The organism is Marinibacterium sp. SX1 (assembly GCF_050389775.1).
Lineage (GTDB): Bacteria > Pseudomonadota > Alphaproteobacteria > Rhodobacterales > Rhodobacteraceae > Marinibacterium.
Genome location: NZ_CP177144.1, coordinates 3,876,928 through 3,896,490 on the forward strand (window position 1 = coordinate 3,876,928; position 19,563 = coordinate 3,896,490).

Sequence of the window (19,563 nt, forward strand, 5' to 3'; positions counted from 1 at the left end):
ACAGGTCGGCATGGTAAAGCAACATTTCGGCCACGTCCGCACCTGGGTCTTCGACCTGGACAACACGCTCTATCCGCCCCAGGCGCGCCTCTTCGACCAGATCGAGACGCGGATGACCGATTACGTCAGCACGTCGCTCGGCGTGTCGCGCGACGAGGCCAACCGCCTGCGCAAGCTCTACTGGGCCGAATATGGCACCACCCTGGCCGGGCTGATGGAAATCCACGGCATCGATCCCGGGCCCTACCTGACCGATGTGCACGACATCTCGTTCCACCCGCTGCAGCCCGATGCCCTGCTGGCCGCCTGCATCGCCGCCCTGCCCGGCCGGCGCATCGTCTATACCAACGGCACCGCGCCCTATGCCGAACGCGTGCTCGAAGCCCGCGGCCTGGCCGGGCTGTTCGATGCGGTCTATGGCGTCGAACATGCCGGATTCCAGCCCAAGCCGCGCCGGGTGGCCTTTGAAACGGTCTTTGCCCTCGACGGGCTGGACACCGCGACCGGGGCCATGTTCGAGGACGATCCGCGCAACCTGGCCGAACCCCATGCCATGGGCATGCGCACGATCCATGTCGCCCCCGAGGCGCTGGCCGCCGATCACATCCACCACCATACCGATGATCTCACGGCCTTCCTGCGACAGCTGACAGAGTGACGCATTCCGGCCCTCGGGCTCTGGCCCGTGGCCGGGGGGCGGGCTAGGTTGTGGCCCGGGCCGGGCGGCCAGGCGCCCGCCGGCGGCCCGGACGAGACGGGGCACGACCGACAGGCGCGCCCGGCACCTGGGGCGCCAAGGAGAGGCCGATCATGGCAGAGACCTGCGATATCCTGATTTCCGGCGGCGGCGTGGCCGGGCTGACCGCCGCGGCGGCCTTTGGGGCCGCGGGCTTCCGGGTGATCTGCGTCGATCCCGCCCCGCCGGTGACCGACCGCCATGCCGAGGGCGCCGACCTGCGCACGACGGCCATCCTGCAACCGGGTCGGGCCCTGATGGACGAGGCCGGGCTGTGGGACCACCTGGCGCCCTTTGCCACGCCGCTGCAGGTCATGCGCATCGTCGATGCCGGCGGGCCCGACGGCACGGCACGGGTGATCCGCGATTTCGATGCGGCCGACATTTCCGACCAGCCCTTCGGGTGGAACCTGCCCAACTGGTTGCTGCGCCGCGAGATGGTCGCCCGTCTGCGCGCGCTGGACACTGTCGATTTCCGGCCCGGCACGGCCACGCGCCGGCTGGTCACGCGCACGACCGAGGCGCTGGTCGGGCTGAGCGATGGCGGCCAGGTGCGGGCCCGGCTGGTCCTGGCGGCCGACGGGCGCAACTCGCCGATGCGCGAGGCCGCGGGGATTGCCACGCGGACCCGGCGCTATGGCCAGACCGCGCTGGTCTTTGCGGTGACCCATCCGATCGCCCACATGAACGTCTCGACCGAGGTGCACCGGTCGGGCGGGCCTTTCACCCTGGTGCCCCTGCCCGACCAGGACGGCCACCCGTCGTCGGCCGTGGTCTGGATGGAAGACGGCCACAAGGCCCGGGCGCTGATGGCGCTCGACGTGCCGGATTTCGAAGCGGCGATGAGCGACCGGTCGGCCGGGCTTCTGGGTCCGCTGCGGCTGGCCAGCCCGCGCCAGGCCTGGCCGATCATCGCCCGCACGGCCGAGCGGATGACGGCCCAGCGGCTGGCGCTGATGGCCGAGGCCGCCCATGTGATCCCACCGATCGGGGCGCAGGGGCTGAACATGTCGCTGGCCGACCTGCAATGCCTGCTCGACCTGGCCCGGGCGGCGCCCGAGCGGCTGGGCGATCCGGAGATGCTGGACAGCTACGGGCGGCGCAGGATGATGGACGTGCAGCTGCGCGTGGCCGGGGTGGACCTGCTGAACCGGTCGTCGATGCTGCCGGCCCAGCCGCTGCGCGACCTGCGCGCCCGGGGCATTGCCGCGCTGCATGACATCTCGCCGATCCGGCGCGGGTTGATGGGCCTGGGCCTTGGCCTGAAGTGAGGCGCCCGGCGCGGGCCGGGAGGTGCGTTCGGGGCGGGTTTGGGCGGCCGGCCTGAGGGGATGTGCGCCGCCGTTTCGGGCCGGTGACGGGCGTTTATGCCGGGCCAAGTTGGGTGCGCCGGTTCCGGGCCCGATGATTTGGGCCCGGCGGAAATTTACTTCCGTTTCGGCCTGGAACTTGCGCCCATCCCGGAGCGGGTGATGTTCTCCAGTTGCGGGCGGCGTTGATCTGCATCCGCTCCGGGCAACGGTGACGCGCACCCATTTCCGTCCAAACTGTTTGCGCCCGTTCGGGGTGAGGGTGTTTGCGCCCTGGCTGGGCGACGTTACTTGCGCCCGTGCCGGGTAACTGTACTGGCGCCCGTTCCGGGTACCTATGTTAGCGCCCGTTCCGGGAGACGGTGGGTGCAAGCACCCACCCTACCCATTCACACACCCCGTAGGGTGGGTGCTTGCACCCACCGCACCGGCGACGTTCAGAGCACCCGGTCGATCACCCGTTTCAGCCGGGCCAGCGTGCCATCGACGTCATAGAGCTTGTCCAGCCCGAACAGCCCCAGCCGGAAGGTCATGAAGCCCTCGGGCTCGTCGCATTGCAACGGCACGCCCGCCGCGATCTGCATGCCCTCGGCCAGGAAGGCCTTGCCCGATTGCACCGCCGGATCGGCCGTATAGCTGACCACGACACCCGGCGCGCCGAACCCGTCGGCCGCCACCGACCCGACACCCTTGTCGCGCAGCATCTCGCGCACGCCGTTCCCCAGCGCCCATTGCCGCTCGCGCAGGCGGTCGAACCCGTAGTCCCGGGTCTCGACCATCGTGTCGCGGAAAGCCCGCAGCGCATCCGTCGGCATCGTCGCGTGATAGGCATGGCCCCCGGCCTCGTAGGCCTGCATGATCGACAGCCATTTCTTCAGGTCGATGGCAAAGCTGTCCGACTCCGTCTCGGCAACCCGCTCCAGCGCCCGCTCCGACAGCATGACCAGCCCGGCCGAGGGCGACGCGCTCCAGCCCTTCTGGGGCGCCGAGATCAGCACGTCGACGCCCGTGGCCTTCATGTCGACCCAGGCACAGCCCGAGGCAATGCAATCCAGCACCATCAGCGCGCCGACCTCGTGGGCCGCCGCCGCCAGGGCGGTGACGTAATCGTCGGGCAGGATTACGCCGGCGCTGGTCTCGACATGCGGCGCAAAGACCACGTCGGGCCGGGTCTCGCGGATGCGGGCCACGACATCCTCGATCGGACAGGGTGCGAAGGGCGCGGGCTGGGTGTTGCCCTGGGGCCGGGCCTTCATGACCTCGGCCGACGCAGTCAGCCCGCCGGCCTCGAAGATCTGGCTCCAGCGGTAGGAAAACCAGCCGTTGCGCACGACCAGCACATTGGCGCCCCGGGCGAATTGCCGGGCCACGGCTTCCATGCCGTAGGTCCCGCCACCGGGCACCAACGCCACGCCATCGGCGCCATAGACCTCGCGCAGCATCGACGAGATGTCCCGCATCACCTGCTGGAACGCCGCCGACATGTGGTTCAGCGAACGATCGGTGAAGACGACCGAGAATTCCTCGAGCCCATCGGGGTCGACCGGGCTTTGAAATGCGGACATGGGATTACCTCCTGGCCAGTTCCTGGCCGCAGACCTATCGCCCCGGGCGGGCAAGGCAAAGCCCGATTTCCGGGCGGTTGCGGGGCCGCGTGGCACCGGACAGGGCCAAACGCGGCCTGCCACGGAATTGTTACGCAGGGTAACGGCCCGCCCCATGCTTTGCCCCTGTTCTTTTCACGGGGTTAACGGTAACGCCGGCGCCGGGGATGTTACGGCGGGCGCAGTGGCCCGCCCATGTGTGCAAGGCGGCTAACCCATGGCGGAATTCGTGGTCTATGGCATCGATGTCATCGACAACCCTTCGGTCAACACCAATTCCACGGCAGGCAATGACGGCCAGGGCACGGCAACCGTGTCCGGCGGCAGCCAGCCCTTCGAAGACGACGACATCATCGTCTTTTCGGCCATCAACACCAATGCCGCGGGCGAAATCACGCCCAGCAGCGCGATCACCGGGCTGACGGTCTACGACAGCCTCGAGGATTACGAGGCCGGCACGGTCAAATATACCTACACCCCGATGAACCCCGGCCAGACCGCCACCGTGCAGGGGGATGTCAGCGGCCTAGGCGACGGGTATGTCAGCTTCAACGCCAACGTCCTGGTCTCGTCCGATGGCGGGCCGTCGATCAACCGGCTGTTCATCGCCCCGGGCACCGACCTGGCCGATGCGTCGCAGCAGCCCGGCGGGCTGACGCTGAACCGCAACCAGGATATCGACCTCAACGGCGACGGTGACACCGACGATCCGGGCGAGGCCGGCGACAATTACTTCTATGCCGGCGATTATACCGCCTCGCCGACCTGTTTCACCCCCGGCGCGCGCATCCTTACGCCCCGGGGCGAGGTGCCCATCGAGGATCTGCAGGTCGGCGACCTGGTTTTGACGGCCGACAACGGCGCCCAGCCGATCCGCTGGATCGGGCGGCGGCGGGTGCCGGCCCTGGGCCACCTTGCCCCCGTGACCATCGCGCCGGGCACCTTCGGCGACCATGGCGCGGTGACCGTGTCGCAGAACCACCGGGTGATGCGCGACGGCGCGGCGATCGAGCTGCTCTTTGGCGATGCCGAGGTGCTGGTGGCGGCCAAGCACCTGGTCGACCGGCGCAATGTCACCCTGCGCCAGGGCGGCACGGTCGACTACATCCACCTGCTTTTCGACGATCACCAGCTGATCTGGGCCAATGGCCTGCTGTCGGAAAGCCTGCTGCCGGGATGCGACGACGAAGACCCGGCCCGCGACGCGGGATCGGCCGAGATCATCGCCCTTTTCCCCGATGCCCCCCGCGGCCGGTCTGCCGCCCGGCGCTGCCTGACCCGCTTTGAGGCCGTGCTGCTTCAGGCCTGACCGGGCCCGCCAGTCCCTGCCCCACCAGCCCCACCTGCCCCGGAGCCGCCGGTTTCGATACCCAGCGGACCGGGCCGGCGTTCCTCGCTCAAGAGCACGTTGGCCTCGACCTCGCCGACACCGGGCAGGGTCATGATACGCCGGCGCAGCACCCGTTCGAAATCGGGCAGGTCGCGGGCCACGACCCGCAGGCGGTAATCGAACAGGCCCAGCACGTGTTCGACCGATTGCACCTCGGGGATGGCACTGACCGCGCGTTCGAAATCTTCGAGGTTCAGCTGGCCCTTGCGCGACAGTTTCACCCCCAGGAAGACCCGCACGGTGAACCCCAGCGCCTCGGCATTCAGCCGCAGGCGCCGGCCCTTGAGCACCCCGGCATCCTGCAACCGGCGGATGCGCCGCCAGGTCGCCGGCTGGGACAGGCCGAACCGGCGGCCGAGGGCCCCGGCGCTCTGGGTGGCGTCCTGGGCCAGGGCGTGCAGCAGCTTGCGGTCGATGGCATCCAGTTCGATCACAGCGGCAGGGCCTCGTTGCTCTTGAGCCTGGCGATATGCATCAGCGTTTCAATGTCGGCGATATGCGGCAGGGTCAGCAGACGGTCGCGATAGAGCGCCTGGTAATGGGCCAGGTCGCGGGCGATGACCGACAGGCGCACGTCGACCCGGCCGAGGAAGGTCTGGATCTCGAGCACCTCGGGCACGGCCTGGGCCGCGGCGAGGAAATCGTCGTAGGCCCGGGCCACGGTCTTGTCGAGCGTCACCCGCAGGCTGACCTCGACGGCATACCCCAGGGCGTGCCAGTCGATCACCGCCTCGACGCCCAGCAGGATGCCCGCCTCGCGCATGCGCTCAAGCCGGCGCCAGACCGTGGCCGATGTCGCCCCGCAGCGTTCGGCCAGCTCGGCCGTGCCGGCCTCGGGGTCGGCCTGGTACTGGCGCAGGATGCGCCGATCCAGGTCGTCAAGAATGATTGTCTCGCCCATATGGCCCTACGCGCATGATTCTTCCTCGCGGACAGAATTACGCTCAATCGCTGCAATCACAATCCGTGTCAGGCTTGGTAGAACCCCCGGTACAACAAGAAAAGACCGGAAGGAGAAAATCATGCGCGTCTATTACGATCGCGATTGCGACATCAACCTGATCAAGGACAAGAAAGTCGCCATCCTGGGTTATGGTTCGCAAGGCCACGCCCACGCGCTGAACCTGCGCGATTCGGGTGCCAAGAACATCGTCGTCGCCCTGCGCGAAGGCTCCGCCTCGGCCGCGAAAGCCGAAGGCGAAGGTCTGCAGGTCATGGGCATCGCCGAAGCGGCGGCCTGGTGCGACCTGATCATGTTCACCATGCCCGATGAACTGCAGGCCGAGACCTACAAGAAATACGTGCACGACAACCTGAAGGAAGGCTCGGCCATTGCCTTCGCCCACGGCCTGAACGTGCATTTCGGCCTGATCGAGCCCAAGCCCGGCGTCGACGTCATCATGATGGCACCCAAGGGCCCCGGCCACACCGTGCGCGGCGAATACGTCAAGGGCGGCGGCGTGCCCTGCCTGGTGGCCGTCGACAACGACGCCTCCGGCAAGGCGCTGGAAATCGGCCTGTCCTATTGCTCGGCCATCGGCGGCGGTCGCTCGGGCATCATCGAGACCAACTTCCGCGAGGAATGCGAAACCGACCTGTTCGGCGAGCAGGCCGTGCTCTGCGGTGGCCTGGTCGAGCTGATCCGCATGGGCTTCGAAACCCTGGTCGAAGCCGGCTATGCGCCTGAAATGGCCTATTTCGAATGCCTGCACGAAGTGAAGCTGATCGTGGACCTGATCTACGAAGGCGGCATCGCCAACATGAACTACTCGATCTCGAACACGGCCGAGTACGGCGAATACGTGTCGGGCCCGCGGATCCTGCCCTACGACGAGACCAAGGCCCGGATGAAAGCCGTCCTGACCGACATCCAGACCGGCAAGTTCGTGCGTGACTTCATGCAGGAAAACACCGTCGGCCAGCCGTTCTTCAAGGCGACCCGCCGCATCCACGACGAGCACCAGATCGAAGCCACCGGCGAAAAGCTCCGTGGCATGATGCCCTGGATCTCGGCCGGCAAGATGGTCGACAAGGCAAAGAACTGAGCCACGCTCACCGCCGGTCAAGGCACCGGTAACCAAGCCAGGCGTGCGGTCCGCCATCGGACCACGCCAGCAACGGACGGCCCCATGGGGTCGTCCGTTTGCGTTTCAGGGTCCAGCCATGCACCCGCCGCAACCCCGTCAATCAGGTCCAGTTCGGACCTTTCCACCGGATCGGCAAAGGCATACCGAACCCGACGCAACACTCATCGCCCTGTCGGGCGCAAACACGAAAGATAATTACGCGGACGAACCCCATGTCTGATGCCTCCCCCACACTTGACCACGCCGCCGCTCCGGCTCGCCCGAAGAACGCCCCCCATCGCGTTCTTCTTGCCAGCCTGATCGGCACCACCATCGAATTCTTCGATTTCTACATCTACGCCACCGCCGCCGTGCTGGTGTTTCCGACGCTGTTCTTCCCCGGCGCCGATGCCATGACGGCCCTGCTGGCCTCCTTTGCGACCTTCTCGATCGCCTTCTTCGCCCGGCCCCTGGGCGCGCTGGTCTTCGGCCATTTCGGTGACCGGATCGGGCGCAAGGCCACGCTGGTTGCCGCCCTCCTGACCATGGGCGTGTCGACCGTGATCATCGGCCTGCTGCCCACCCATGCCCAGATCGGCGTGGCCGCCCCGGCCCTGCTGGCGCTGTGCCGTTTCGGCCAGGGCTTTGGCCTGGGCGGTGAATGGGGCGGCGCGGTGCTGCTGGCCACGGAAAACGCCCCGCCGGGCAAACGGTCCTGGTACGGCATGTTCCCGCAGCTGGGCGCGCCGGTCGGCCTGTTCCTGTCGTCGGGCTTTTTCTGGATCCTGCTGCATTTCATCGACCAGGACGCCCTGCTGAGCTGGGGCTGGCGCCTGCCCTTCCTGGCCTCGATCGCGCTGATCGCCCTGGGCCTCTGGGTGCGGCTGTCGATCTCGGAAACGCCGGAATTCTCGAAAGCCGTGAAGAAGCAGGAACGCGTGCAGGTCCCGGCCGCCGAGATCTTCCGCAACCACAAGCGCAGCCTGGTCATTGGCACCTTTGTAGCGCTCGTGACCTTCGTGCTGTTCTACATCTGCTCGGCCTGGCTGCTGTCCTACAACGTCAAGGTCATCGAGATCCCCTTCCTCGACGCTCTGCGCATCCAGATCTACGGCTCGATCATCTTTGCCCTGGCCATCGTTCTGGCCGGCTGGCTGGCCGACAAGGTCGGGCGCTATGTCTTCCTGCTGGTGGTCACGGTGCTGATCGGCCTGTTTTCCTTCACGCTGGCGCCGCTGCTGACGGCCGGTGTCGGCGGGATCTATGCCTTTGTCACCCTGGGCATGTTCCTGATGGGCCTGACATATGGCGTGATCGGTGCCGCCCTGGCCGCGCCCTTCCCGACCGAGGTGCGCTATACCGGCTCGTCGCTGACCTTCAACTTTGCGGGCATCTTCGGCGCGTCGCTGGCGCCCTACATCGCCACCTGGCTGCAATCGACCTATGGCATGGCCCATGTGGGCTATTACATGCTGGCCGCCGCGGCGATCACGCTGGTCTGCATCCTGGCCATGGGCCGGAACAAGGTCTGATACCCTGGCGGGCGGCCCCCTTGCGGGCCGCCCGTTGGCCCTGCGCCCATTCCGCGGCGCCCCGCCCGGTCAATATTTGCCGATGGCAATGTTCCGGCGCTCTTCCAACAGGTTGCCATCGCCGTCCACGGCCAGGATATCGACGGTATACTTGTGCCGCCGCCCGCCCGAACAGGGCGGCAGGTAACCCGGCGAGGCATAGATCCCGATGGTGCGCGCCGGTTCAACCACAAAAGCCCCCCATTTCGGCAGGCCATTCATCCCCGGCACCGGGTAGAGATAGGTCACCGGCCAGCTGACCGGCCAGGCGATCTGGCCATGGCCGCCGCCGCGCGACAGGGGCTTGAACGAACTGTCGTTGAACTGGGCCACGATCCAAACCGTTTCGGCCGGCATGTTCCAGACCTGCATCGGCGGGGTCGCCCCGTCGCCGCCGAACATCCGGCATTGCTGGCCGGCCGGCACCCGGCGGCCATTCCATGGTTCAAGAAGGCGCACTTCGAGCCCGCGTGCCGCGCCCTGGGCCGGCCAGGCCCCGGCGATCGGCATCACCGCCACCAGCATCAGCAGCAATTTTCTGATCATTCTAAGGATCTCCCTGCCCTGCGCCCGCCAAGGTCCGGCGGACCCCGTTCGGGCGACATTTTAGCAGAGAGGGTCCCTGGCGGGCCCGAAAGCCCGCACCAGGGTTAACGTCAGGCCGGCTCGCGGGCGGCCTCGACTTCGGCCACGATGCCGTCGACCACCTGTTTCAACAGGGCCTCGTCGGTGCATTCGGCCATCACGCGGATCAGCGGCTCGGTGCCCGACTTGCGGATCAGCAGCCGGCCCGAGCCGGTCAGCGCGGCCTCGGCATCGGCGATGGCGGCCTTGACCGCGGCCTTGGCCAGCGGTTCCTGCCCGGCCTCGTAGCGCACGTTCTTCAAGAGCTGGGGCACCCGTTCGAACTGGCGGATCAGCGCGCTGGCCGGCTCGCCCGAGCGGATCATCTCGGCCACGAAGTTCAGCCCGGCCATCAGCCCGTCGCCCGTCGTGGCGTAATCGCTCATGACGATATGGCCCGATTGCTCGCCACCCAGGTTGAACCCGGCCTCGCGCATGCGTTCGACAACATAGCGGTCGCCCACCTTGGTCCGCTCCAGGTGCAGGCCCCGGCCCTGCAGGAAATGTTCCAGCCCCAGGTTCGACATGACCGTCGCCACCAGGGTCTTGCGGGCCAGCCGGTCCTCGGCGGCCCAGCGGCTGGCAAAGAGCGCCATGATCTGGTCGCCATCGGCCACGGTGCCGGTCTCGTCGATCAGGATGATCCGGTCGGCATCGCCGTCAAGGCAGATGCCCAGGTCGGCCTTGTGCGCCACCACGGTTTCCGCCGCCACGCGCGGCTTGGTCGACCCGCAGCCGTCGTTGATGTTCAGCCCGTTGGGCGTGACCCCCACAGGCACGACCTCGGCGCCGAGTTCCCACAGGATCTCGGGCGCGGCGCGATAGGCTGCACCATTGGCGCAATCGACAACCACCTTCAGCCCGTCCAGCCGGATGCCCCGGGGCAGCGAGGCCTTGATCCGCTCGCCATAGCGGAACCGGGCGTCGTCGATCCGCTTGGCCCGGCCGATCCGGTCGGTCGCGGCCAGCGGCACGCCGCTGTCGATCAGCGCCTCGATCTCGCTTTCGACCTGGTCCGACAGCTTGAACCCGTCGGGGCCGAAGAACTTGATGCCATTGTCCTGGGCCGGGTTGTGGCTGGCCGAGATCATCACGCCCAGGTCGGCCCGCATCGAACGGGTCAGCAGGCCCACGGCCGGTGTCGGCACCGGGCCCATGAGCAGCACGCTCATGCCGGTCGAGGTCAGCCCGGCCGTCAGGGCGTTTTCGAACATGTACCCCGACAGGCGGGTGTCCTTGCCGATGACCACGCGGTGCACCCCGCGTTCGGCCCGGCCAAAGTAATGGCCCACCGCCGTGCCGATCTTCAACGCCATCTCGGCCGTCATCGGATGCATGTTGGCCGTGCCCCGCACGCCGTCGGTCCCGAAGAGCTTGCGCATCTGCCGCCCCTGTCCTTTTTGCCTGTCGCCCGTTCTTGTCGTCTTGGCGGCCTCAGCCCGGGGCGTGCACAGCCTGCCAGAGGCGCACGGCCTGGGCCGTTTCGGCCACGTCGTGTACCCTGAGGAATTGCACGCCTTGGCCCAGTGCGGCAAGGCCCACGGCAATGGATCCCGGGGCGCGGGCATCGGCACGCGGTTCCTCGCCAATCCGGCCGATGAAGCCCTTGCGTGACACCCCCAGCAGGATCGGGCACCCCAGCCCGTGGAACACCGCGATATCGCGCAGCAGGGCGACGTTGTGCTCGACCGTCTTGCCAAAGCCGATGCCCGGGTCGGTCACGATGCGCGACCGGGGAATGCCCATGGCCTCAAGCGCCTGCACACGTTCTTCCAATGCATCAAAGACGTCGTGCAAGACATTGTCGTAATTGGGATTGTTCTGCATCGTCTCGGGGTCGCCCTGGCTGTGCATCACACAGACGGGCACCGCGTCGGCGGCACAGAGCGGCCCCAGCTCGAGGTCATAGGTAAAGCCTGAGACATCGTTGATCAGATGCGCCCCTGCGGCCAGCGCCGCCTGCGCCACGCCGGCCTTGCGGGTGTCGACGGAGATCACGGCGCCTGTAACCTGTTGCAACCCTTCGATCACCGGCAGCACCCGGGCGATCTCGTCGGCGACGGGCACGGCCATCGCCCCTGGCCGGGTCGATTCCCCGCCGATGTCGATCAGCGACGCCCCGGCGGCAATCATCGCTCCTGCCACTTTTCTGGCAGTAGCCGGGTCGAAATGGGCCCCTCCATCGGAAAAACTGTCAGGAGTGATGTTCAGGATCCCCATGATCTGGGGCTGCGACATGTCCAGACCGGCCACCGGCGGGCGCGGGGCAGTCAGCCGCGTGCGCAGTTCGTCGGGCAGATCGCTGGCCGAAGCCCGCCAGGGCGCGCCGTGGCGCGGCAGGCAGAGCACTTCGGTAAACCAGCACGGGCCACCGGCCAGGTCGAGCGCACCCTCGGGGCGCGGCAGGCCGGACCGGACAACGGGACGATAGAGCAGATCGGTCATGGGATGGCGTCTTCCTGGACGGGCATGGCGCGCAGGCTGACCCGCGCATCGGATCGGTCGGGCAGCGCGGCGCCGACGACCAGCAGATCCTCGGCCTGGACCAGGCCGGCGAACCAGGCCGCCAGGGCCACGGTGTCATCGGCCCGGACCGAAGGGCTTTCGACCGCGTCGAGCACGATCTTGGACGGCGCCCAGACCGAGATCTGGCCATGGCGCATGGCCCAGTCGAGTTCGGTCCGGGTGGCGACCACGACACAGCGGTCGTCGCGGGCGGCCAGGCACCAGGCGTTCTGTTCGATGGCCAGCAGGTCGACGCGGCGCTGGGTCATGCGGTGGCCGGTATGCGGCACCGGGTTGGTCCCCGCGCCCACGCAGAAGATCACCGGCCGGCCCTGGGCCTGCAACCGGTCGATCCAGCCGGCCAGGTGGTCCGAGACCAGGGCGTCGTTGGACAGGAAGACCAGGCGCGGATGCGGCCGGCTGTCGTCGCGCGGGCCGCCGGGATGCCAGCGCCGGTCGCGCACGATCTCGACCCCAAGCGCCCCCGGCCCCCGGTCGAGCTTTTCGATCCGCACGAAGACCCGCATGGCCCGGGGCGCGGTCAGCACGCGTTCGGCCACCCGCTCGGCCAGGGTCTCCAGCAGGTTCAGCCGTTCCTCGGCGAGGCTTTCGGCAATGGCATCGGTGATGCGGTCATAGGACAGGATACGGTCGACATCGTCGTCGACGGCCACGGTGACCGGCTCGACCTCGACCACCACGTTGAAGCGCACCCGCTGGGTCGCCCCCCGCTCGGCCTGGAACGCCCCGATCTCGACCTCGACCACGTGGTCGCGGACGCTGATCCGGTCGAGGGGCCCCTTGGCCGGAAAGGCTTCGGCGCGATCCGACAGGGATCCGAAAGCGAGATGAAGATCAGAGGTCATGCAGATCCCGTTTTCCGTTCAGGGCCGGTCCAATATGGACCCGCGCCCGCGCGCTGTTAACAGGGACCTTGGCCCGGGTGAAGGTGCGGCCAGCGAAAACCGGCCGGCACCGGGGGCGCGCCGACGTCAGCTGTTGTCGGCGGTCCGGTAATTGTCGCGGTAGAACAGGTGCACCCCGATCTGCGCGGTCTTCTTGTAGATCCGCGACCAGCGCGGATTGACATTGGTCGTGTGGTAATGCGTCGCCCCGTCCGTCAGCGGCTTGGTATCGCCGTCCAGGATCAGCCGCGCGACCTTGGCCACCCGGTCATAGGCCGCGGGTTCGGCGATATGCTCAGCCCGGCCGTCACAGGTATAGGTGAACTGGCACTGGTAGCGCTTGCCCGTGCCCTGGTGGATCACACCGCAGACACTGTTGGGAAAACGCCCGCTGGCCACGCGGTTCAGGATGACCTCGGCCACGGCGAACTGGCCCTTGACCGTTTCTCCGCGGGCTTCGAAATACAGCGCTTCGGACAGGCAGGCCCAGTCCTTGCCCCCCGACGCTTCGGGCAGCGCATCCACCCAGGAGCGCGAGAATTCGATCTTCGGGGCCTTCGGCAGCGTATTGCGGTTGCGGGCCTTGCCCGGAGTCGTGTTGGACACGAGCCCTTCGACATGGCCGGTGGGCAGCGCCATCAGCCGGGTCCGCTCCTGCTTCATCAGGGCTTTCAGTTCGGCATCCGCTGCGACCGACACAGCAGGGCTCAGCCCCAAGATGCATGCGAGCACGCACATGGCTCTCAACATAGGTACCTCGTCTGTCTACGTGAATTCGCCACCCCCCAAGGCGCAAATCCCGGCCGACATAGCCCAAACGACCCGGTGCGTCCAGTTTTGCCCAAATTCACGGCAGATCGAGAAGGTTCACATGTGTCGAAAATGGGGCCGCGTCATGCGCAAACACCCCATATCCTGTTATTCTGCGGCCTTTTCCTGCCCGATCTGGTGAGCGATTGCCAGCTGGGCTGCGGCAAGACGCGCCACCGGAACACGGAAGGGCGAACAGGACACATAGTCGAATCCGGCGTCCCTGCAGAAGGAAATCGATTCGGGGTTGCCGCCGTGCTCACCGCAGATGCCCAAAGTCACGCTCGGACAGGCCTCGCGCCCCCTTTCGGCCCCCAGCTGCAGCAATTCGCCCACACCATCGGTGTCGAGCACGTGGAACGGGTCTTCGGCAAAGACGCCCTTCTGCACGTAGGCCGACATGAACCGCCCGGCATCGTCGCGCGACAGGCCATAGGTCATCTGGGTCAGGTCATTGGTGCCGAAGCTCAGGAAGGACACGTGCTGGGCGATCTCGCCGGCGCGCAGGGCGGCGCGCGGGGTTTCGACCATGACCCCCAGCTTGTAGACAAAGCTGCGCCCGCGCTCGGCTCGCACGGCCGCGGCCACGGCATCGATGCGCGACTTGACCAGCTCGACCTCGCGCTTGGCGCTGACCAGGGGGATCATGATCTCGGGCTCGACCGGCGCGCCGTCGCGGCTGGCCTCGATCGTGGCCTCAAAGATCGCCCGGGCCTGCATGTCGTAGATTTCCGGCACGGTCACGCCCAGCCGGACGCCGCGCAGGCCCAGCATGGGGTTGTATTCGCCCATTTCCTCGGCCCGGCGCACCACGTCCGACAGCGGAATGTCCAGCGCCTCGGCCAGGTCGCGCTGGCCGGCGCGGGTGGTCGGCAGGAATTCGTGCAGCGGCGGATCGAACAGCCGGATACAGACGGGCTGGCCTTCCATGATGCGGAAAAGCTGAATGAAATCGGCCCGTTGCATGGGCAGCAAGCGTTCCAGAACCGCCGCCCGGTCATCGCTGGTCTCGGCAAAGATCATCTCGCGCATGACGATCAGCCGGCCGGGTTCGAAGAACATGTGCTCGGTCCGGCACAGGCCGATGCCCTGGGCATCGAAATTGCGCGCGGTCTGGGCGTCTTCGGGCGTGTCGGCATTGGCCCGGATGCCAATGTCGCGGGCCTCGTCGGCCCAGGACATCAGGGTCTGAAAGGCATCGTCCAACGCCGGTTCCAGCATCTCGGGCTCGCCGGCCAGGATCTGGCCCGATGTGCCGTCGATGGTGATAATGTCGCCGGTGCGAAAGACCCGGCCGTCGGGGGCCACCAGCTGTTCCTGGCTCATGCGAAAGCGCAGGCCCGAGGCGCCGACGATGCACGGCAGGCCCAGCCCGCGCCCGATCACCGCCGCGTGGCTGGTCATGCCGCCCTTCTCGGTCAGCACGGCAATGGCCGCATGCATGCCACGGATGTCCTCGGGCACGGTCTCGCGGCGGATCAAAACGCAGGGTTCACGCCGGGCGGCGCCGGCCTGGGCCTCGGCCGCAGTAAAGACCAGCCGGCCGGTGGCCGCGCCCGGGCTGGCGGCGATGCCCGTGCCGATCACGTCGCGCCGGGCGCGCGGATCGACCTGGCGGTGCAGCAATTCGTTCAGCGCCCTCGGCTCGACCCGCATCACCGCTTCCTGCTGGGTGATGATGCCGTCTTCGGCCAGCCGCACGGCGATCTGCACCGCCGCCCGCGACGAACGCGGCACGCGCACACCGTCGAGGATATGCACCCGGCCGTTCTCGATCACGAATTCCACCTGCATCTCTTCGCGCAGGCGCACGCGCATCCGCGCGGCGTGGTCCTTGAGCGCGGCAAAGGCCGCCGGCGCCAGGTCCTCAAGCGAGGTGCCCCGGGGATCTTTCTGCAGGTACAAGGCCTTGCGCCCCGCACCCAGGGCATCGCGGCCCTGGCTCTGGCTCAGGTAACGCCCGGTCAGCTGGGGCAGGCCGGTGGCCGTGTCGACCAGTTGCAGCACGCCCGAACCGCATTCGTCCTGGCCCAGCCCGGGGATCATCTGTTGCACGATCAGGCCCAGCCCGGCATCCATCGGCGCGCCCTTGGCCTGGCGCAGCAGCCGGGCCGAGGTGCCTTCCCAGGCCCGGGCCATGGATTTCAGGACAGCGGCCAGCTGGCGGCCGGGATCCTGGGGAAAGGGCTCGTCGGCCTCGAAGGCATAGGCGTCCAGGATGCGGTCCAGCGCGCCTTCCTCGGCCACGTCGACATCGTCGAAGACATCCGGGTCCAGCCGGGCGACATTCGACGCATAGGCCTGCACGAAGCGGACATAGAGCGCATCGGCGGCCACCTTGCCCAGGCTTTGACACAGCGCCTCGTGGCGGGCGGCATTCATGCCGATGTTCAGGATCGCGCCCGGCCCGCCCCAATCGGGGTCCTCGGAGGACGGGCGCACGCAGAGCAGCGGGTTGCCGTCGAAGGCCGCGACGATGCGGTCGATGTCGGGCAGATGGCCTTCGGCAATGCGATGCACGGCGGCAAAGGACAGGGCAACGGTGCGCGGCACGGGCATGTCCAGCCGGACAAGCCGTTGCAGGCACTTCGCCCGGCCGCCATGGGTATAGTTCTTGATCGGGGCGTCGGGGGTGACGAGGGTGGTGTCGGGATTATTCTGCACTGCGGAATCCACTTCGGGAGGCAAGATAGCCCTGCCCCGCCGTCACGCAAGTGCCCCCGTCGTCCAGAGCGCGATCACCCTTCGATCCGCGTGAGATCTGCCACGGAGAGGCAGACGCTGCGGATGCGGCTGAGCAGGTTCAGCCGGTTGCGCCGCACGGTCTGGTTGTCGGTGTTGACCTGGACCGCCTCGAAGAAGGCATCGACCGGCGCGCGCAGCCCGGCCATGGCGGCCATGGCGGCGGCGAAATCCTCGCGCCCGAGCGCCGGGGCAATGGCGGACTCGGCCATGTCGAGGGCTTCGAACAGCGCGGTTTCCGACGGGTCCTGGGCAAAGCGCGGATCGGCCCCGAAGGAATATTCGACCCCGTCCTTCTCCTCGGCCTGGGCCAGGATGTTGCTGGCCCGCTTATAGCCCTGCAGAAGGTTCTCGCCATCTTCGGTTTTCAGAACAGCATCAAGGGCTTCGGCACGTTTGACAAGTTTTGTCAGATCGTCGGCGCCGGGCATGTCGAGGCAGGCGTCGATGATGTCGTGGCGGATGCCCCGGTCGCGCAGCAGCACCTTGAGCCGGTCGTGGATGAAGCCCATCAGGTCGGCCAGCACGGCGGCATCCTCGGCATCGGAATGCCCGCCGAGCGCCGCGGCGGCGATCTCACCCAGCGCCATCTGCAGATCGTTCTCCAGCACCAGCCGGATGACCCCCAGCGCCGCGCGGCGCAGGGCGAAGGGATCCTTGGAGCCGGTGGGTTTCTCGTCGATGGCCCAGAAGCCGGCCAGCGTATCCAGCTTGTCGGCCAGGGCCACGGCCACCGAGACCGGCGCCGTGGGCACGCTGTCGGAGGGGCCCAAGGGGGAATAATGCTCTTCCGCCGCGGCCGCGACGGCCTCGCCGATCCCGGCGGCGGTGATGTAATACCGGCCCATCAGCCCCTGCAGCTCGGGGAATTCATAGACCATTTCCGACGACAGGTCGGCCTTGGCCAGCTCGGCCGCCCGGCGAGCTTCGGCTGCATCGGCCCCGGTGACCGGCGCGATGGTTTCGGCCAGCGCGGCAATGCGCCGGATGCGATCGCCCTGGCTGCCCAGCTTGTTGTGGAAGGTCACGTTTTCCAGCGCCCGGGTCCAGGTGGCCATATCGGCGCGGGCCACGCGAAGATCGTTTTCCCAGAAGAACTTGGCATCCGACAGCCGGGCCGACAGCACCTTCTGGTTGCCCGCCAGGATCGTTGCCCCGTCATCGGCCGTGGTCCGGTTGGCCACGGTGACAAAGCGTTCGATCCGGCCGCTGCGCGGGTTGCGCACCGAGAAGAACTTCTGGTGTTCCTTCATCGAGGTCTGCAGCACTTCGGGCGGCAGGTCGAGGAAATCGGCCCCGATCTCGCCCATCAGCACGACGGGGAATTCGACCAGCCCGGCCACTTCGGCCAGCAGGCCGGCATCGTCCATGACCTCGAGCCCGTTGGCAAAGGCCATGTTGGTGGCATCGTGCCAGATCGTCTCGGCCCGCTCGGCGGCATTCAGGATGACCGACCGGCGTTTCAGCTGGGTTTCGTAATCTTCGAAGGAGGTCACGGCAAAGCGGCCCGGGGCCAGGAAGCGGTGGCCTTCGGTCGTGTCGCCGGCTTTGATGCCGTCGATGTCCAGCTCGACCACCCGCGCGCCGGTCTCGTCGGTCAGGATGCACAGGATCGAATGCAGCGGCCGCACCCAGCGCAGGCTGCCCGCGCCCCAGCGCATCGACTTGGGCCAGGGGAAATTGCGCACGGTGGCGTCCAGCACGTCGGCGACGATGTCCTCGGCCTTGCGCCCCGGCTTGGTGATCGTGGCGAAATAGACCGCGCCCTTGGGCGTGTCGCGCTCTTCGAGATCATCGCGGCTCAGCCCGGCGCCGCGCAGGAAGCCTTCGATGGCCTTGTCGGGCGCGCCGACCTTGGGGCCCTTGCGCTCTTCGCGCAGCGTCGGGCTTTCGGCGGTCAGCCCGGTCACGGTCAGCGCCAGCCGGCGGGGCGTGACATAGGCCGCGGCCCCGGCGTAGGTCAGGCCGGCCTCGACAAGGCCGTCGGTCATGCGCTTCTTCAGCTCATCCGCCGCACGCGCCTGCATGCGGGCGGGGATTTCCTCGGAGAAGAGTTCGATCAGCAGGTCGGGCACGGGGCTTCCTTCAGAAGTTCAGAACCATCTGGATGACGATGGCATTGGCAATGTCGACAAAGAAGGCGGATACAAGGGGCAGCACGATGAAGGCAATAGGCGAGGGCCCAAATCTCTTGGTCACGGCCGTCATGTTGGCGATGGCGGTGGGCGTGGCGCCCAGGGCAAAGCCGCCGAAACCGGCGGCCAGCACGGCGGCATCATAGGACCGGCCGAGCAGCGGGAACAGCACCCAGAGCACGAAGGCCACGGTAAAGAGCACCTGCAGCACCATGGTCACGGCAATCGCCGGGCCAAGCGCGGCGATGGTCCACAGCTGCAGGCTCATCAGCGACATGGCCAGGAAGGCGCCCAGGGCAAATTCCGAGATCAGCCCAAGGGCGGCGGTGCGGGCCACGGGCCGGGCCCGGGGAAAGAGCGCGCTGCGCAGGTTGGCGATGACGATGCCCATGATCAGGCAGGGCACGAAGAGCGGCAGCATCAGGCCAAGCCCGCCCAGCACATCATGCAGGACATAGCCGCCGATGATCGCCAGGTTGAGATAGAGCAGCGCGCGCATGACCGACATGTGGTCGATGCGGCTGGCCCGGGCATCGGCATCGTCCTGGATGCCGATGGTCAGGGGCTGGTCCTCGGCCCTGGGCGTCAGCCCGTGTCGAGCCACCAGGTGGCCGGCCACCGGCCCGCCGACCAGCGCGGCCAGCACCAGGCCCAGCGTGGCCACGGCCACGCCCAGCTCGGGCGCATTGACCAGCCCGGTGACGCGCGTGACCTCGGGCGCCCAGGCGATGGCCGTGCCATGGCCGCCGATCAGCGCGGCCGAACCGAACAGCACGCCGGACTTGGCCGGAAAGCCGAAGAGCACCGCGCCAAGGGCGCCGATGACAGTCTGGGCAAGAATTGTCAGAATGGTAAGCCCAAGCAATATCGCAAGGATTCGCCCTCCGGCCACCAGGTCGGCCAGCCGGGCGTTCAGCCCGATCCCGGCGAAGAACAGCACCAATAGGAAATCCCGGGTGGCCAGGTCAAAGGCCACCTCGACCCCGGCAAAGACATACAGCCCCAGCACGATCACCGCCACGGCCAGCCCACCGGTCACCGCCTCGGGGATGTTGAACCGGCGCAGGGCCGCAACCCGCTCGGTCAGCTCCACCCCCAGCAGGAACACCGCCAGTCCGATCGTCAGCGACAGGAAATCGGGGATGGTGACCTGCATGGCCCCGCC

General features: G+C 67.6%; 15 protein-coding genes and 1 pseudogene. 5 read left to right on the forward strand and 11 right to left on the reverse strand.

Features of this window, described 5'->3' with window-relative positions; translation table 11 throughout:
• Nucleotides 1–10: 10 nt before the first annotated feature.
• Nucleotides 11–658 carry a pyrimidine 5'-nucleotidase gene (locus tag ACK3BB_RS17495; protein WP_428925923.1) on the forward strand — a complete coding sequence of 216 codons (648 nt, stop codon included), beginning with the start codon at nt 11–13 and terminating at the stop codon, nt 656–658.
• Between the two features lie 152 nt (nt 659–810).
• On the forward strand, nt 811–2,007 hold the full coding sequence (locus ACK3BB_RS17500; protein WP_428925924.1) for a UbiH/UbiF family hydroxylase: 1,197 nt from the start codon (nt 811–813) through the stop codon (nt 2,005–2,007).
• 476 nt (nt 2,008–2,483) lie between these two features.
• Here ACK3BB_RS17500 and ACK3BB_RS17505 read toward each other — a convergent pair whose 3' ends face one another.
• On the reverse strand, nt 2,484–3,611 hold the full coding sequence (locus tag ACK3BB_RS17505) for an aminotransferase class V-fold PLP-dependent enzyme (protein ID WP_428925925.1): 1,128 nt from the start codon (nt 3,609–3,611) through the stop codon (nt 2,484–2,486).
• Between the two features lie 256 nt (nt 3,612–3,867).
• Between ACK3BB_RS17505 and ACK3BB_RS17510 the strand changes: the two genes are divergently transcribed.
• Complete coding sequence (locus ACK3BB_RS17510; RefSeq protein WP_428925926.1) at nt 3,868–4,959, forward strand: Hint domain-containing protein; 1,092 nt, start codon at nt 3,868–3,870, stop codon at nt 4,957–4,959.
• A 59-nt stretch (nt 4,960–5,018) separates the two neighbouring features.
• Here the strand turns inward: ACK3BB_RS17510 and ACK3BB_RS17515 are convergent.
• Together ACK3BB_RS17515 and ACK3BB_RS17520 are read right to left on the reverse strand one after the other, a co-directional pair.
• Nucleotides 5,019–5,474: pseudogene (locus ACK3BB_RS17515) on the reverse strand (Lrp/AsnC family transcriptional regulator); the annotation flags it as partial.
• Nucleotides 5,471–5,941: an Lrp/AsnC family transcriptional regulator gene (locus ACK3BB_RS17520; protein ID WP_428925927.1), complete on the reverse strand. Its 471-nt coding sequence runs from the start codon at nt 5,939–5,941 to the stop codon at nt 5,471–5,473. The pseudogene ACK3BB_RS17515 and the gene ACK3BB_RS17520, both read right to left, overlap by 4 nt.
• 121 nt (nt 5,942–6,062) lie before the next feature.
• Between ACK3BB_RS17520 and ilvC the strand changes: the two genes are divergently transcribed.
• A complete protein-coding gene (gene ilvC / locus ACK3BB_RS17525) occupies nt 6,063–7,085 on the forward strand; it encodes a ketol-acid reductoisomerase (RefSeq protein ID WP_428925928.1) in 1,023 nt (340 codons plus the stop codon).
• Between the two features lie 254 nt (nt 7,086–7,339).
• Complete coding sequence (locus ACK3BB_RS17530; RefSeq protein WP_428925929.1) at nt 7,340–8,638, forward strand: MFS transporter; 1,299 nt, start codon at nt 7,340–7,342, stop codon at nt 8,636–8,638.
• Nucleotides 8,639–8,707: 69 nt separating this feature from the next.
• Here the strand turns inward: ACK3BB_RS17530 and ACK3BB_RS17535 are convergent, their stop codons facing one another.
• From ACK3BB_RS17535 to gltS, 8 genes are all read right to left on the reverse strand, one after another.
• A complete protein-coding gene (locus ACK3BB_RS17535) occupies nt 8,708–9,223 on the reverse strand; it encodes a hypothetical protein (RefSeq protein ID WP_428925930.1) in 516 nt (171 codons plus the stop codon).
• A gap of 110 nt (nt 9,224–9,333) precedes the next feature.
• A complete protein-coding gene (glmM, locus tag ACK3BB_RS17540; RefSeq protein WP_428925931.1) occupies nt 9,334–10,683 on the reverse strand; it encodes a phosphoglucosamine mutase in 1,350 nt (449 codons plus the stop codon).
• Nucleotides 10,684–10,735: 52 nt separating this feature from the next.
• Nucleotides 10,736–11,746 (reverse strand): dihydropteroate synthase, encoded by a 1,011-nt coding sequence (gene folP / locus ACK3BB_RS17545; protein WP_428925932.1) that lies wholly within the window; start codon nt 11,744–11,746, stop codon nt 10,736–10,738.
• Nucleotides 11,743–12,672 carry a dihydroneopterin aldolase gene (locus ACK3BB_RS17550; RefSeq protein WP_428925933.1) on the reverse strand — a complete coding sequence of 310 codons (930 nt, stop codon included), beginning with the start codon at nt 12,670–12,672 and terminating at the stop codon, nt 11,743–11,745. The genes folP and ACK3BB_RS17550 overlap by 4 nt, the downstream gene beginning before the upstream one ends.
• 126 nt (nt 12,673–12,798) lie before the next feature.
• Nucleotides 12,799–13,461, reverse strand: coding sequence for a cell wall hydrolase (locus ACK3BB_RS17555; protein ID WP_428925934.1), 663 nt, complete (start codon nt 13,459–13,461; stop codon nt 12,799–12,801).
• Nucleotides 13,462–13,629: 168 nt separating this feature from the next.
• Nucleotides 13,630–16,185 (reverse strand): putative PEP-binding protein, encoded by a 2,556-nt coding sequence (locus ACK3BB_RS17560; RefSeq protein ID WP_428925935.1) that lies wholly within the window; start codon nt 16,183–16,185, stop codon nt 13,630–13,632.
• A gap of 74 nt (nt 16,186–16,259) precedes the next feature.
• Nucleotides 16,260–18,338 (reverse strand): glycine--tRNA ligase subunit beta, encoded by a 2,079-nt coding sequence (gene glyS / locus ACK3BB_RS17565; RefSeq protein WP_428925936.1) that lies wholly within the window; start codon nt 18,336–18,338, stop codon nt 16,260–16,262.
• Between the two features lie 10 nt (nt 18,339–18,348).
• Nucleotides 18,349–19,554 (reverse strand): sodium/glutamate symporter, encoded by a 1,206-nt coding sequence (gene gltS, locus ACK3BB_RS17570; protein ID WP_428925937.1) that lies wholly within the window; start codon nt 19,552–19,554, stop codon nt 18,349–18,351.
• Nucleotides 19,555–19,563: the final 9 nt, after the last annotated feature.